The organism is Lysobacter panacisoli, from assembly GCF_009765165.1.
Classification (GTDB): Bacteria; Pseudomonadota; Gammaproteobacteria; order Xanthomonadales; family Xanthomonadaceae; genus Lysobacter_J; species Lysobacter_J panacisoli.
The window spans coordinates 134574-148315 of record NZ_VLNU01000002.1 but is presented as its reverse complement, the minus strand read 5'-3'; the positions used below and the strand labels follow the sequence as shown (position 1 = coordinate 148315).

At 63.5% G+C, this 13742-nt stretch carries 13 protein-coding genes; 3 read left to right on the top strand and 10 right to left on the bottom strand.

Annotation, left to right across the window (positions count from 1 at the left end):
- From FOF45_RS18120 to FOF45_RS18085, 8 genes are all read right to left on the bottom strand, one after another.
- Positions 1-569, bottom strand: a 569-nt coding sequence (locus FOF45_RS18120; protein WP_199244592.1) for a type IV secretion system protein, incomplete at its 3' end; no start/stop codon positions are given.
- A gap of 293 nt (positions 570-862) precedes the next feature.
- Complete coding sequence (locus FOF45_RS18115) at positions 863-1756, bottom strand: restriction endonuclease (protein ID WP_158987913.1); 894 nt, start codon at positions 1754-1756, stop codon at positions 863-865.
- Positions 1753-2004: an Imm32 family immunity protein gene (locus FOF45_RS18110; RefSeq protein WP_199244591.1), complete on the bottom strand. Its 252-nt coding sequence runs from the start codon at positions 2002-2004 to the stop codon at positions 1753-1755. Before FOF45_RS18110 ends, FOF45_RS18115 begins: the two co-directional genes overlap by 4 nt.
- A 29-nt stretch (positions 2005-2033) precedes the next feature.
- Complete coding sequence (locus FOF45_RS18105) at positions 2034-2849, bottom strand: HNH endonuclease (RefSeq protein WP_158987912.1); 816 nt, start codon at positions 2847-2849, stop codon at positions 2034-2036.
- An 88-nt stretch (positions 2850-2937) separates the two neighbouring features.
- A complete protein-coding gene (locus FOF45_RS18100; RefSeq protein WP_158987911.1) occupies positions 2938-3411 on the bottom strand; it encodes a hypothetical protein in 474 nt (157 codons plus the stop codon).
- 137 nt (positions 3412-3548) lie between these two features.
- Positions 3549-3797 (bottom strand): XAC0095 family protein, encoded by a 249-nt coding sequence (locus tag FOF45_RS18095; protein ID WP_158987909.1) that lies wholly within the window; start codon positions 3795-3797, stop codon positions 3549-3551.
- Between the two features lie 324 nt (positions 3798-4121).
- Positions 4122-5948, bottom strand: coding sequence for a hypothetical protein (locus FOF45_RS18090; RefSeq protein WP_158987907.1), 1827 nt, complete (start codon positions 5946-5948; stop codon positions 4122-4124).
- A 65-nt stretch (positions 5949-6013) separates the two neighbouring features.
- Positions 6014-6526, bottom strand: coding sequence for a DUF4124 domain-containing protein (locus tag FOF45_RS18085; RefSeq protein ID WP_158987905.1), 513 nt, complete (start codon positions 6524-6526; stop codon positions 6014-6016).
- A gap of 409 nt (positions 6527-6935) precedes the next feature.
- Between FOF45_RS18085 and FOF45_RS18080 the strand changes: the two genes are divergently transcribed.
- A complete protein-coding gene (locus FOF45_RS18080) occupies positions 6936-7961 on the top strand; it encodes a TerB family tellurite resistance protein (RefSeq protein ID WP_158987903.1) in 1026 nt (341 codons plus the stop codon).
- 1011 nt (positions 7962-8972) lie between these two features.
- Here the strand turns inward: FOF45_RS18080 and FOF45_RS18075 are convergent.
- A complete protein-coding gene (locus tag FOF45_RS18075; RefSeq protein ID WP_158987901.1) occupies positions 8973-9407 on the bottom strand; it encodes a RidA family protein in 435 nt (144 codons plus the stop codon).
- Positions 9408-9607: 200 nt separating this feature from the next.
- On the opposite strand from FOF45_RS18075, the gene FOF45_RS18070 reads away from it, so the two are divergent.
- Together FOF45_RS18070 and FOF45_RS18065 are read left to right on the top strand one after the other, a co-directional pair.
- A complete protein-coding gene (locus FOF45_RS18070) occupies positions 9608-9829 on the top strand; it encodes a hypothetical protein (protein WP_158987899.1) in 222 nt (73 codons plus the stop codon).
- A gap of 102 nt (positions 9830-9931) precedes the next feature.
- A complete protein-coding gene (locus FOF45_RS18065; RefSeq protein WP_158987897.1) occupies positions 9932-11296 on the top strand; it encodes a DUF1214 domain-containing protein in 1365 nt (454 codons plus the stop codon).
- 24 nt (positions 11297-11320) lie between these two features.
- On the opposite strand, the gene FOF45_RS18060 is transcribed toward FOF45_RS18065, so the two are convergent.
- Entirely contained in the window at positions 11321-13669 is a 2349-nt protein-coding gene (locus FOF45_RS18060; protein ID WP_158987895.1) for an autotransporter outer membrane beta-barrel domain-containing protein, read from the bottom strand.
- Positions 13670-13742 lie beyond the last annotated feature (73 nt).

The window sequence follows — 13742 nt, the reverse complement described above, 5'->3', positions numbered from 1 at the left end:
AGCGCCAATGCCATGCGGTACATCACCAGCAGTGCGCCGCCCGTCAGCGCCGGCCCAATCGTGCCGACGCCGGCCAGCCATTGAGCCCGATCCTTGTCCGTCTCCAGATTCTGACTGCCGCCGTGGAGGTTCAGGGCGTCGAGGGCGACCATCGCCGCTTCCATCTTCGCCAGGCTCGCGTTGATCATGTCCTCGGCACGCTTGTTTTCACCCGTCAATGCCCCGGTGATCTCGCCCGGCAGTTCGTTCACCAGCAGGCTGTACACGTCACCGTTGCCGATGGTCAGCGTCAGCGCCAACGTGACGATGAAGGCGACGCGGCCTGCATCCACCATGCCTTCCATCGCGTTGTGAACCCGCCCCTGCAGGACGCGATAGCCGTACCACAGCAGCCACAGGACCACGATCACCGCTGTGCTTCCGCCTACCCAGCGCATCATTTCGTGGAGCGTGTTGTCGCGGAACGTATCGATTTCCTGATGCAGGAACTCGAAGATGACCTTGTAGTAGAGCCATTGCGCCGCTCCTTCCCATTGCACCTGCTGCAGCAGCCCGTTGCCGAACTCCATGCGATGACGTTCCTCTGCCGACCCGGTATCACGCAAGGCGGCGCTGCATTCCTACGGCTTGCGTCGTGCACGCGAACGAGCGCCCTGCGGCAGGACATAGCATCGCGCCGCGATGCCGCTATTGGCAGCTTCGCCGGATGTAAGCTGGCAGAAGAAGTCGCAGAGACGACTTGCAGTTTGGCCGCAACTGCAATGACCTCATCAAGTCGATGCGCGCCCGCAGAGCTCGGTAGCGAGAGCCGGAGGCCTCAATCTGGTCGCCAACGGGCTTGCCGTTGATTTCCCTGCAGCGGCTACATCTCGGGCGTGGACTCCGCGATGGTTTCGATGGCCGCGTCCGCGTCCCGCGGGTGTTCGTGACTGTTCGCCGGGCCGCCTGCGCAACGGTCGATGTAGCTCCCGGACTTGGCGTCGATGATTTCCAGACACGGATCGACCGCCTGTGTCGCCGACTGCTGCGATACCGGCGCGGCGACTACAGGCGAAGCGGCGGGCGATCGCTGCGGAGCCGCAGCCGATGGCTGCAGCACTCCCACGATGTATCGCGTCATCACGAAATACATCACCACCATGAACGCTGCGAACAACGCGAAGGCGAGCAGCTTCATGGCGACCAGCGTCGCGAAACTACGCGTCGCGTTATGCGGATACCGGCCACTCCCGCCGTGGCGAATGCGATCTTCCGCCGCGGATAGCAGGCGCTCGCCGATTCGCCGCGCGAAGGCCGGACCCGGTCCGTCGTTCGCACCAATGCGGATGGAATCGAACGCCGATGCCGGTTCACGGATGGGACCGAGCATCGCGCGCAGGTCGTCGCCGTCGATGAGCTGGACATGCCCCAACCGTTGCGCCGCCTCGATGGCAGCTTTGGTGAACTCACCGCTCGTCGCCAGGATCGCGCCCGTCGCACCGTGGTTGACCATCAAGCCAAGCAGCTCGTGCACCGCGTTGTGCGGCACCTTCATCGCGTTCCAGTGCTTGCACTGCACCACGATGAACTGCTCGCCGCGACGCAGCTTGAGATCGATGCCGCCATCGAAGCGCGCACCAGTTCCACCGGTGCCGACGTGCTCGACCTCGTATCCCTCGCTGCGGTAATACGCTGCCAGCAGCGTCTCCAGGTGGTCCCAGCCGACGCGCGTGAGCGCATCGTCGCGGCGATGGGTAACGCGTTTGAGTCCGTTCATTCCGACGGCCAATGCTCGGCGTTGAAGATCGTGACGTGCGGCGACGTGTCGAAGCCGGGTTGCTTGTCGGACAGATGGAGGTGGCTGTATTCCGCCCCCATGCGGTCCATCTCGTCCGCAGCCGCGAGCAGGAACGCCGCCATCCGCCTTGCTTCCGTCGGAGTGGCCGAGATGGAGATCTCCGCCAACACTTTGGTAACAATCTGTTCGGATGGAAGCGCTACTTCGGGATAGCCGCTTATACGCATGGTGCCCTCAATATCTGTGGAAAGCGCATCTACCGGCCCTCGAACTTCCACTCATGCGCCTTGTAATGCCACCCAAGACATTCCGCTGATGGCCAGTGGCGCCGGTCCTTGGGCATGAAGGCTTTCTTGCCATGAAGGGCCGTCGACACCTGGGTGTCCGCATTGGAGTACTTCCCGTCCCTGCCCTTCGGATCGATATAGAACACGGTGTGATCTGGCGCGATGGTGATGTAGCCCCAATCGAACAACCGATGATGCGTTGCGCAAAGCAGGAGACCGTTGCACGTGGCCATTCGCTGCGCGGGACTGCAGTCGTTCCACTCGATCAGATGGGATGCCTGAAGCGCGTCTTCGAAGGTCAATCCACAGATGGCGCATCGCCCCTGGTACGCGAGCAGCAGCGCTTTCCGGAAGATCGATTGCGCCGTGCCCCGCACCTTGACCTGCGCGTAGATGTCTTCGGCTTTCCCGGGATCGGCATCCAGCTCTGCGGCGAGCTCTTCTTCGGTTTCGCCCTTGGATGCGTAGAGGAACGGGTTTTCGCTCTCATTCCACGGGTGGTTGCGGACCTTCCGCAATCCTTCGGGCAGGTCTGTCGCATCCCAGGCGATGAACCCATAGCTGGGGGTTCTGTCCTGCGCATTCACGACGAGGATCGTCAGTGGCGGAAGCTTCTGGTCGAGGCAATAGGCCTGGATGACACCCAGCACATAGCGAAGCGCGCGGTGATGCACATTGATCGCTTCGCCCAGCTCCCCGTAGGTGATCAGTCCGTCCTTCTTCGCCGCTACCGCCGTAAGCACCTTCCAGGCCCGGTACGCACGCTCTTCCTGATTGACAGCCATCCACTCCCCCAAGTGTTCGATGAGACCGCCCCGGGATGGTAGCCGAGGGACGGCCAATCGTCCTTGCGGTTGCCGCGTGCTTGTCGCGTCAGGAACCCTTCCGCGCCGGCTCCGCCTCAGCGCCGATCCAGATGCAGGTGTAGACGCAGACGCGGCCGAGTTGCAGGTCGCTGCCGTCGTCGGCGGGGCATTCGCCTTCGCTTTCGAGGAAGCAGATGCGGTCGCCGTCGACGCGGTAGCCGGGGCAGTCGTCGCAGTCGCCACCGCCGCCGGGGTTGTCGTTGCGGCGCGCGGTGACGGTGTCCGGCGTGACGCGCACGTCGTTGCGGCCGGTGCGTGCCTGCCAGGCGCGGACGTCGGCCGCGAGTTGTTGCAGCTCGGCCTTGCGTGCGGGTGCGAGCACGGGCTTCTGCACGGCGTCGCGCTTGAAGGCCTCCGCGCGTTGCACGAGCGCCATGCGCTGGCTGTCGGCTTCAGCCGCCGACGGGCCCTTGGGTTTGCAGCCTACGAGACTGGCGGCGACTGCCACGGCCACCACGGCCGTCAGGAAACGTACGTCCATGCGAACCTCCGACCCGGCGGGAAGCGCCCTCCGTCACAGGCAAGCCAACGGTGGGCGCGCGGGCGGGCGGACAGTCCCGGGCATGGCGCGGGCGGCCTTACGGCGGCCCGCACGAGAGGGCGCGGGCCGGTAGCGGCTCAGGTGGGTTCGGCGCCATCGTCCACCACGACGGACAACGCGTCGTCCAGGTGATGGGCGACGCGGTCGAAGAGTTCGGCCAGGGCGTCGGGGCTGACGAAGACGGTTTCCGGCGCGTCGCCGCGCGGTTCGGTGAGCTGCGCGAGCAGGCGCAACTGGTCGCGCGTGCGGACGAGCGATTCGTGGGCAGAGTGAGGCAACACGACGCCGCGGAACGCGGCGGGGATGGAGCGGGCTTCCTTTCGCATGTGGGATCTCCCAGTGGACGGCCGCTTGCGCTGCGGACGCAGCGCAAGGTGTCGGGAGGTTAGAAGCCGCACAAAGCCGGTGGGCGTATTCCCTCTTGCGAGGTGTTGTATTAGCCGCCCTCCCGACGCGGAACTGCACGCGCCGGATCACGCCCGATGCATGGGCATGAAAAACCCGCCGGTGTTCGGTGGCGGGTTACCGCTTTGTGCGGAGCTTCTACACTCCTTGGGAGGGAGTTTGCTGATGGTGATTGCGCGTGAGCAATAAGCTTTTGTCGCGACGACATGCAGCGAAACGCCACAAGATCGTGCATCGACTCCGACCTACAGAAAACCACGCCCTCCAGGGGCCAACGGGTTACGCGCACCAAACACAATATGCAAGAAGTTTCCCGAGTCAATGGCGGAACACTTCTTTATGTCGGCCAGATATCCAGCCTCATGCATGTGCAACGCATGCAGCGTTGCACCGATTGTTGTTGGCGCTTTTCTCGAGAGCGCATACCTAATAACCGCTGCCACTAGCGTGTCGAAGTAACCATGCAAATTCTCCACCAATGTCGGCAAATGCGGGAGGCTTTGCGCATTGTGGATGATCCCGTTGCGAGCACTGTAGATCCGCTGAATCTGCCACCCGACCCACTTCCTACGGCTCTCCAGAACCGCGTGCAAGTTGTTTGCACTTGCAAACTTACCTATCACCTCTTGTGCTCGCAGAGTTAGCAATGGCGAACCACTTAACTGCGCCAAAAGCTCTTTGCGTTCATTACCCTTGTCAACACAACAAAGAATAGAAGCGCACTTGGAAAGATACGAATCCCCCACTCCATTCGCCTCGATGTAGTGAACAACACTCTCATCGAACGCGCGGAATGACTCAGAAAGATAGTGAACGTGCTTCTCGATGTACGTAAGCGTCAAAGCAGGCAACACCATGTCCATAAAGAAGACAATTCGATCCTGGTCTCCAATCGGGGCAGGCGCAAATCCTTCAATTCCCGCCCAAAGATCCAGCAATTGGTTCTCGGGCGTTGTTGCCTCAATGGCCACTCGGTGATACTCGAGCAAGTTGAATACAGTCGCCTTCGACGGCGGCGACAAGAATCCACCTATGAGAATTTCGGTGAGATCCGACGCGCTGATTTTCGTTACAGCGAAGCGGCCATTGTTTCCAAGATGCATTGGGGAGTCAGGGCGGCGAATCAATGATCGCTTCAACGCCCCAGCCTCATACACAAGACAAGACTCAGACCATCTTGGACCGTACTCGTGATGCTGGAATCTGTAGAGATTAACAATGAACTGAAGACGCCTCTCAGCCGCCTTCCGAGCACTCACCTCATCAAATGCTTTGACGCCATCGATCTTCACGTACATAGGAAGGTCGTTGTCTTTCGACAGAAAAGCAGTCGACCTGCTGTCAGTCGGACAACCTGTTGGCGCACCGGTCGATATATCGATGTCGGCACGTCGAGATATCTCTTCGACCTTATTGATGCTTTCAGAGGCCCGGAACAGGCATGTGTAAGCCTTCTCTACAGGGCTCTCGAAGATCCGGAGGAACTCGTCAAGCGCCCCTATTCCATCGATTAGCGAAGGCTCGTTTCTACTCTGGAAGAAATACCATCTCGCCTTACCATAGATGTAGTTTCGATCCCACCCCCTGTACTCCGCCTCGCTGATAAAGACGTCAGCAAGCTCTACGATTCGACGCGAGCATTTGCCGGACCCTACCTCTGTTCTGATGGAAGAGCAGATGGCCTCCCAGTAGTAGCCTTCCAGCTCTGATTGGAGCGCGCCGAGGACAAGCACTAAGCGCTTTGGGTCTGATTTCTTGCCTTCACCAATGGCTTTCCGGTATTGGGCGAGCACCCCGGAATCAATAACGCCGGTCACTGGCCCACTACCAATGCGGTAGTTGAGCTCTTCCAAGAGCGGGCTCAATGCACCTTGCTTCATGCGACCGCTGACAACCCTTCGAGCGGCACTCATGCACTCACGCGTTAGCGAGTGCAAGTTCAATGCTCGCGCCTTGAAGCTATCAACGGTGTGATCAAACAACAGCTCAATCAATGATTGAGCAAAGAGCAGTAGCGCTTCCTTTTCCGCGAAGTTGCGCCACTTCCCAACTTGAGGCCGCCAAATTCCCATCTCCCCTCCCAAGACTGCTTGACTTCACTAAGCGAATTGCATGGGCATTGCCGAGATACGCGTCCTCACCGCCGACACACCTCTCGCCCCTCACTCAACGCCGCCCCACCCGGACACTCGCGGCGTAGCTGCTTCATCAGGTCATCGCTCCGCTTGCTCGCCTGCTGCAAGTGCGAGTCCCACTTGGCGTGGAGCGCTTCGGCTTCCCGGTTCTGTTGATCCATCGGCAAGCCGGCGACGCGGGCGCGGGTGAGGCGCACGTCGGCGTCGTAGGCGGTGTGCAGGCGTCGGCTGTACGCCTCGGCGTCGAGGATCTGCCGGTGCAGGATCGCCAGTGGCGTCGCACCGGGCATGGGAGGACGTTCGAGGTATTCCGGAACGCGGATGCCGCCGGCGGTTTCGCTGCGGGCGGTGCGTTGTTGCGGCGTTGCGGCGATGACGCCGGCGCAGGGTTTGTCCTGGTAGACGGTGCGGCCGTCCACGGTGCATTTGAAGACATCGGCCCGGGCGGGCGTGGATACGGACGCGGCGATCATCAGCGCGGCGGCCACGGCGAATCCTTTCGCGATCGGATGCATGGCGCCCCCAGCGCATGTGCATGGGCCAAGGCTAACGCAGGAATCGGGGCCGGTGAAGTGTGCGGGGCGTCGCAGTCCGTGTAGAGTCGCCGGGCCGTGGGTTATCCGCAGGGCGTGGGCAACGACGGGGCCGGTCTCGGGATTTGAGACGACGGCCGTGTCGAATACGCCTCCACACGGCGCAGGGGGAGCAATACGTGTCGAAGGGAAGTTCGCCGCTCGGCGTCGGGGTCATACCCGGCCTGTACCAGTGCGTGAGGTGCCGGCACGTCTTTCGCTGGCGGCTCAACTGGCTGCTGGCGCGGCCGATATGTTGTCACGTTGCCTGTCCTTCCGGGTCATGCCGGTGGGTTGCGTTCGGCTGCCCGCGGACAAGGACGCGCAGTAGTTTCATCACTCAGGGGAAATCATGGAACAAAGCCTTACCGAGCAGATGCAGGACAAGATCACCGCTGGCCTGCGCGACGCGTTCGAATCGGTGCGTGTGTCCCGAAGCGAGTACTACCAGGCCAACCCGGACAAGATCCCGAACCAGGCCGCCATCGATGCGCTGATCCGCGCAGCCGTGACGCAGAACGCCGCGATCTCCGGTGCCTCCAGTCTGGCGCCCGGACCGTGGGGCATGTTGGCGGTGGTGCCGGAACTGATGCTGGTGATCAAGAAGCAGGTCGAGCTGATCTACGACATCGGCGCCGCGCACGGCCAGAAGGAGATGCCTACCGAGCTGTTGCTGGGCGTTTTCATCAGCGCTGCCGGTAGCAGTGCGGGCAGCCTGCTGGTCATGCACGGTGGCAAGGTGCTGGTGCGGCGCGCGTCCCTGCAGGTGATGCAGAAGATGGTCGCGCTGCTGGGCGGTCGCATCACCCAGCAGGCGCTGAAGTCCGCGGTCAGCAAGTGGCTGCCCGGCATCGGCGCGGCGGCGATGGCGGCATGGACGGGCTATCTGACCAAGCAGATCGGCGACAAGGCGCGCGAGATCTTCAAGCACGAGATCGTCAACGACCCCACCACCGCGGATATCGAACTGATCAAGCCGCTCGAACTCGCCGAGCCCGCCGGTGAGGTGACCGAGGACGAGGCCGAAGACCTGCTCGAGTTCTGCAAGCTGCAGGTGCTCATCGACCTGGCCAAGATCGACGGACGCCTCGTCGAAGCGGAACAGCGTTTCATCGACGACGCGCTGGAAAGCCCGGAGCTGAGCGCGCCGCAGCGCGAGCGCCTGCGCGCTGCGTTGTCGGGCCAGTCGGAAGCGCTGCAGGGCATCGACGTGGTCGCGGCCCGTCCCGACAGCGCGATCGCGCTGCTGTCGAACATGGTCGCCCTCGCCCGCAAGGACGAAGACTTCCACGTAACGGAAAAGCTCTACATCAAGAAGGTCGGCGGACTGCTCGGCTTCTCGTCGGCGGAAATCGACGACGTGATGCCACTGGGCTGACGCGCCCTGCCCCGGCGTCTGTCCTGACGGAAGGCGCCGGGGTTGTTCGTCCAAGCCAGCGTAGCCCGGGTATGCGAAGCGCACCCGGGGCTCTCCGCGATACGGACGATCTTCCCGGGTGCGACCCGTGGTCTTACCCGGGCTACGCTTGCTGTACGGAATTGCCTGCACTGGTGTAGACACGGCAGGTGTACAAGTCGAGGCACTTCGACGGCGATGGGTACGGTCAGCAGTGCTAAGGTTCGCTTTCACTCAAAGGGACAGCCTGCCCGCAATCGGAACCGATGGTCAGCCTCAAGCGAATCCGGGAGAGTTCAGCCGAGATCCGACGTCTCAACGAGCGGATAGGTCAAACCGTTCTGACCCGGAGCAACTCGCCGGCAGAGCGAGAAGCATGGGAACGTGCGTGCGCGGAGTTCCATCAGCGCTTTGACAGCCTGGCCTTTCCCGGTGGCCACGAGGTCCTGGATCGCATTCGCGCAGATGACCCGAGCGCGGTAGAGGCGGCGGTTTCCTTCCTCGTCGCCGACCCCTACCACTTCCGGTCCGGGTACTTGAAGGAGTACCTCTGGCGTTGGCTCCCGCACTGCAGTCTGACCTCCTCCGCTCGGACGCGACTGGAGCACGCTGCCCTCAAGTACCTCGATCGTCGTATTTCCAGAGAGTTCTGGAACATGTGCAAGGCAATGGCACTGTTGGGTCGATCGGAATTCTGGGCGACGGTTTGCGCCAAATCCCAGATAGTCGGAACACCCGAGGCATTTCGCGCCGTGTGCTTGCTCACGTATGGGGCTGATGTCCATGCTGGCGCCAGATTGCGGCGTTCGATCTATCACGGGTGGATGACGCGCAAGCCAGCGTAGCCCGGGTAAGCGAAGCGCACCCGGGGCTCTTACGCGATACGGAAGATCTTCCCGGGTGCGGCCTGCGGCCTTACCCGGGCTACGCTCCCTACCCCGGCGTCTGTCCTGACGGAAGGCGCTCGGGTTGTCCGTTCGATCCCGCCCGCGCTTAGACGCGGGCGATGAACTTGATCTCGATGAGCTGCGTCGGCAGCGCGAGGCGTGGGGTCACGAGGATCGTGCTGGCGACCTGCGGCTTGTCGGAACCGTAAGCTTGCTTGCGCACAGTGCCGGCAACCGCGAACGCGGCGTCCATGTCGGTGACGTACAGGACTTCCTCGACGACGTTGTCGAGCGTGGCGTCGAACTTGGCCAGCAGCGCTTTGGCGTTCTCATACGTCTGCCGCATCTGGATCTCCATGTTGCCGTGATCGACGATGCGGCCCTTCTCGTCCAGCGACGGCGCGCCGACGATGTTGCCGTTCGCGTCGTGGCTGAGTTGGCCGGAGATGTAAACGGTGTCGCCGACTTGCACGGCCTGCGCGTAGCCGTACGCGTCTTCCCACGGCATGCCCATGCCTTTCGTCGTCTTGCGGATCGTCATGTGCCTTCTCCTGCGTCGCGGTGGCATCGCGCGGACATTTCGGATCACGCGCACGGCACACGGTAGGCCATCGCGCGGAAACGCGATGTTGAGGAAAACGCACCACCCACGGCACGGCTGAACGGGCCTGCCTGCACGTGCGTCCACGCGGCGGGCGTTACCATCACGCCGCATCAAGGGTACCTTTCGGGAACACGCCGATGCCGACCTGGCCTGAACTTCAATCGCAACTGCAGACGCTGCGGGATGACGTCCCGAGCCTGCTTCAGGACACACCGGACTCCGCCGCATTCTTCGACCAGTTCGCCGGTCGTGCGGGCCTGATCCTCGAACGCACGCCACCGGATCTGACCGAATCGGTGCATACCGAACTGGGTGCGATCCTGCGGGACATGAACCTCGCCGACGATGGTGAGGATTAGCTGCCCACGTCGCGGCCATCCTTCCGATAGATGACGCTTCACACGTCGTTTACGCCGACGGGCCGACCTTTCGGTTCCGACTGACGCTTGGAAGGGACTGCCATGAAACTCGTCGCCCGCACTGTCACGGGACTCGGCATCGCCCTCCTGGTGATGACCGGATGCCAGAAGCCCGCCGAGCCGTCCGCGACCGCGCCTGCCGCCGCTCCCGAAACCTCAGCGAATGCCGTGTCCGACCAGGACATCACGGATGCCTACCTGTATCTGCTCGGCCGTTTGCTCGTGCTGCGCCAGGAGCAGCTGGACTTCGGCAAGGAAGGCATCAAGTGGAACGAGATCACTCACCGCGACGTCGGCGGCGTGGCCTGGGCCAACCCGAATCTCGACGTGGCCTATAGCGAAGCGTGGATCGCGGTGGACGAGAACAGCTGCACGATCTTCAGCGTGCCGAAGATCGAAGGCCGCTATTACACCGTGCAGTTCCTCAACGGTTGGGGCGAGACCATCGCCAACATCAACGAGCGCACCTTCGCCGACCACCCGTCGGGCGACTTCTGGGCGTGCCTGAAGGGCGCGAACGTGCAGGTTCCCGCCGACGCACGTCGCATCGATCTGCCCGGAAAGACGGCGCGCGTGCTGGCCCGCGTCGAGCTGGGCGCCGACTCGAAGAAGGCCGCCGCGTTGCAACACCAGATCAAGGTGCACGCCAGCGGCACGCCGAACATTGCCGAAGTTCCGAAGACGCCCGACTTCCCCAACAGCAAGCTGCCCGGCGTGGAAGCCTTCGATGCGGCGACGGTGGAAGCCGCGCTGTCCGAGCCGGACATCAATCGCGGCATGGATGCGCAGCAGGCCAAGGTGCGCGCCGTTGCGGCGGCCATCGCCGATCCCGCGCAGCGCGAGCGCGTGGACAAGGTCATCCGCGAGCAGGCGCAGCCGGCGATGCACAAGGCCTTGGTCGACATCGGAACAAAGCGCGACGGCTGGGCGCGCCCGGACGTGGCGGGCAACTACGGTGACGACTATCTGGCGCGGACAGTGGTCGACTTCGGCGGCATCTGGGCCAACAACCGCGAGGAAGTGGTCTACTTCAAGACCAACACCGATGGCACCGGCACGCCGCTGGATGGCGCGAACACCTACACGCTGAAGTTCGCCAAGGGCGACCTGCCCGCCGATCATGTGAAGTACTTCTGGTCGGTGATCGCCGTGGACGACGAGAAGTTCCAGGTCATCCCGAACGCGAAGAATCGTTTCCTGCTCAACAAGGAATCGAAACTGACGTACGACGCGGACGGCTCGCTGACGCTGTACCTCGCGCCGGAAAAGCCCAAGGACGCAGCGGACGGAAACTGGCTGCCCACGCCGAAGGGCAAGAACTACCACCTCACGTTCCGCATGTACGGCCCGGATGAGGCGGTGTTGTCGGGCAAGTGGTTCCCGGCGGCGATCACCAAGCAGGGTTGAGCACATCGCGACGCGACGCTTCGATCAGAACGCCCACGATAGGAACAACCGGAACTCCCAGACGTCGTTGTCGCCCTGCCCCAGGCTGAGGTAGCCCGCGCTCGTTTCCACGAACATCGCCTGCGACACGAGCGCTCGCGCTCCCACGCGCGCGGATCCCAGCCAGGCCGAGGTGGAGGCCAGACGCAGGTCGGAGGTCAGGATGCCGCCGTCCTGCGGGCGGATGAAGGCGTAGTTCGCGCCGATTTCGCCATAGGGAATCACGACGCTGTTCGCGGTGAAGAAGGTGCGGCTGACTTCCAGCAACCCTTCGATCACGCCGTTGTCGTAGCCGTCCCGCGCGACCTGGAAGGCGATGGGCGTATCGAACACCGCGCCGGCCAGCTCGTAGGCGTCGTTGTCGTAGTGGCTGTAGCTGAGGGTGAACTTCGGACGCAGGGTGAACTCGCCCGACTGGTACTGCCCGGTGGTATTCAACGAAAGCGACACGCGCGCGGTGTCGTAGCTGCCCTCGAGCACGGCAATCCGGGAGTCGTTGGACAACCACGAGTACACGGCCGAAGCGTTCATCGCCCATCGCTGCGACAGCGGTTGCGCGACATACGCGCCGATGCCGTAGCCGTCGGTTTCCTGGCGAAGGTTGCCGTCGAATCCGTCGCTCTCACTGCGTTCGTAGGATGCCATGACGCCGAGGACGACGTCGTTCCCGTAACGGCGGTCGGCGCCGAGGGTGACGTAACTGCCGCTGCCGTCGGTGTCCAGCCCATGCCGTCGATCGGAAGTGTCGAGCGCGCGTCCGTCAAACCACAGGTTCCAGCGCGAGGGTGTCGCGAACTCGCGACCGGGCGTGACCGGAACCGATTGACCGAAACCCGATTGCGCTTGTTCCAGGGCGATGCGATCGCAATCGGCGCGATCTTCGACATCGTCCGCGCGTCCATCGCGCGACCACTCCGGGCAGTTCGCAGCGGCTTGATCCGCGGCCGCGCGCCGCGCGAGCGTGGCGTCGTCGATCGCCGACACAGGCGTTGGCGGTGTGGTCGGCGCAGGTGGCGTCACGGGAAGTGTGGGCGTGACGCCTGCCGGCGGGAGTGTCGCGACAGGAGGCGTCATGCCGCCGGGCATTGTCGGCGTCAGCGCGGTCGGTGGCGTCGTGGGCGCACCAGGCGTGAGTCCCACGGGTGGACGCGTTGCACCGGGCGGAAGCGTTCCGGGCACGCTGGGCGTCACACCGGTCGGAGGAAGTGTCGCGATGGGTGTTGCAATACCACCCGGCTGCGTGGGCATCACACCGGAAGGCGGCAGCGTTGCCGTCGGTGGTGCGACGCCACCGGGAATCGTCGGCATCGCGCCGGCGGGTGGTCGGCTCAAGGGCGGTGCAACACCCGGGCCTGAGGGCATCGGACCGGAAGGCGGCAACGTGGCCGTCGGTGGTGCAACACCACCGGGAACGGCCGGCATCGCACCGGTGGGTGGACGTGTTGCCAACGGCGGCACGACACCACCCGGCCGAGTCGGCATCGCACCGGAAGGCGGCAGCGTTGCGATCGGTGGTGCAACACCACCGGGAATCGTCGGCGTCACGCCCGCAGGTGGAAGCCTTGCGATGGGTGGCGCAACACCACCCGGCCGAGTCGGCATCGCACCGGAAGGCGGCAGCGTTGCGATCGGTGGTGTAACACCACCGGGAATCGTCGGCATCGCGCCGGTGGGTGGTCGTGCCAAGGGAGGTGCGACACCACCCGGCCGCGTAGGCATGGCGCCGGAAGGCGGAGCAGTCGGGCGGCCCGGCAACGTGGGCATCGCGCCGGAGGGAGGTAGCGTGGCGATGGGGGCGGCGATGCCGCCGGGCACCGAAGGCGTGAGCGGCGTGAGATTGCCGGTCGATGATCCGCCCGGCGGACCACTTCCCCCAGGCGGGCGAAGTTCGGGCAGGTGGATGAACGACGGGAAGGTGATGCCACCCTTCTGGTTCTGCGAATCGATCATGCAAGGTCGATTGCCTTCGATCACGAGCAATTGATGCACGCCACCATTGCCGTTGGACACGACAGGCGACAGCGTCACACGCAGACCGCGTCGGCTGCGCTGCCACTGATCGACCGTCTGACTGCCCTGCGCCGACTCCAGTTGGAACGAACCCGCGCCGGTGGCCGACAACCATACCGAGCGCCCCTCGTTGGCCGTGACGCCCAGATACGCCAGGCCGCCGCGATCCTTGCACTGTTGTGCGTCGGCGACATCAGGTGCCATCAGCCATGCCGCGCCCATCAGCATTGCTACCGACAGGCGAGGATCGGCGATGCGCATCGCCGCCGATGTCGCGTCGCGATCCCGCGCTGCGGCAATGTCATGAATGATCGGCTTGCGCATGGCTCCCTCTGGACATCAAGGGTGATCAACGCAACGTGCGGTTACCCGGAAGCGGGTCGAACGAAGCATTCTT

What these genes read in the sequence shown, in the direction of transcription:
- FOF45_RS18115 (WP_158987913.1), bottom strand. Translation starts at nt 1,756, where the DNA reads ATGAACGGACTCAAACGCGTTACCCATCGCCGCGACGATGCGCTCACG.
- FOF45_RS18110 (WP_199244591.1), bottom strand. Translation starts at nt 2,004, where the DNA reads ATGCGTATAAGCGGCTATCCCGAAGTAGCGCTTCCATCCGAACAGATT.
- FOF45_RS18105 (WP_158987912.1), bottom strand. Translation starts at nt 2,849, where the DNA reads ATGGCTGTCAATCAGGAAGAGCGTGCGTACCGGGCCTGGAAGGTGCTT.
- FOF45_RS18100 (WP_158987911.1), bottom strand. Translation starts at nt 3,411, where the DNA reads ATGGACGTACGTTTCCTGACGGCCGTGGTGGCCGTGGCAGTCGCCGCC.
- FOF45_RS18095 (WP_158987909.1), bottom strand. Translation starts at nt 3,797, where the DNA reads ATGCGAAAGGAAGCCCGCTCCATCCCCGCCGCGTTCCGCGGCGTCGTG.
- FOF45_RS18090 (WP_158987907.1), bottom strand. Translation starts at nt 5,948, where the DNA reads ATGGGAATTTGGCGGCCTCAAGTTGGGAAGTGGCGCAACTTCGCGGAA.
- FOF45_RS18085 (WP_158987905.1), bottom strand. Translation starts at nt 6,526, where the DNA reads ATGCATCCGATCGCGAAAGGATTCGCCGTGGCCGCCGCGCTGATGATC.
- FOF45_RS18080 (WP_158987903.1), top strand. Translation starts at nt 6,936, where the DNA reads ATGGAACAAAGCCTTACCGAGCAGATGCAGGACAAGATCACCGCTGGC.
- FOF45_RS18075 (WP_158987901.1), bottom strand. Translation starts at nt 9,407, where the DNA reads ATGACGATCCGCAAGACGACGAAAGGCATGGGCATGCCGTGGGAAGAC.
- FOF45_RS18070 (WP_158987899.1), top strand. Translation starts at nt 9,608, where the DNA reads ATGCCGACCTGGCCTGAACTTCAATCGCAACTGCAGACGCTGCGGGAT.
- FOF45_RS18065 (WP_158987897.1), top strand. Translation starts at nt 9,932, where the DNA reads ATGAAACTCGTCGCCCGCACTGTCACGGGACTCGGCATCGCCCTCCTG.
- FOF45_RS18060 (WP_158987895.1), bottom strand. Translation starts at nt 13,669, where the DNA reads ATGCGCAAGCCGATCATTCATGACATTGCCGCAGCGCGGGATCGCGAC.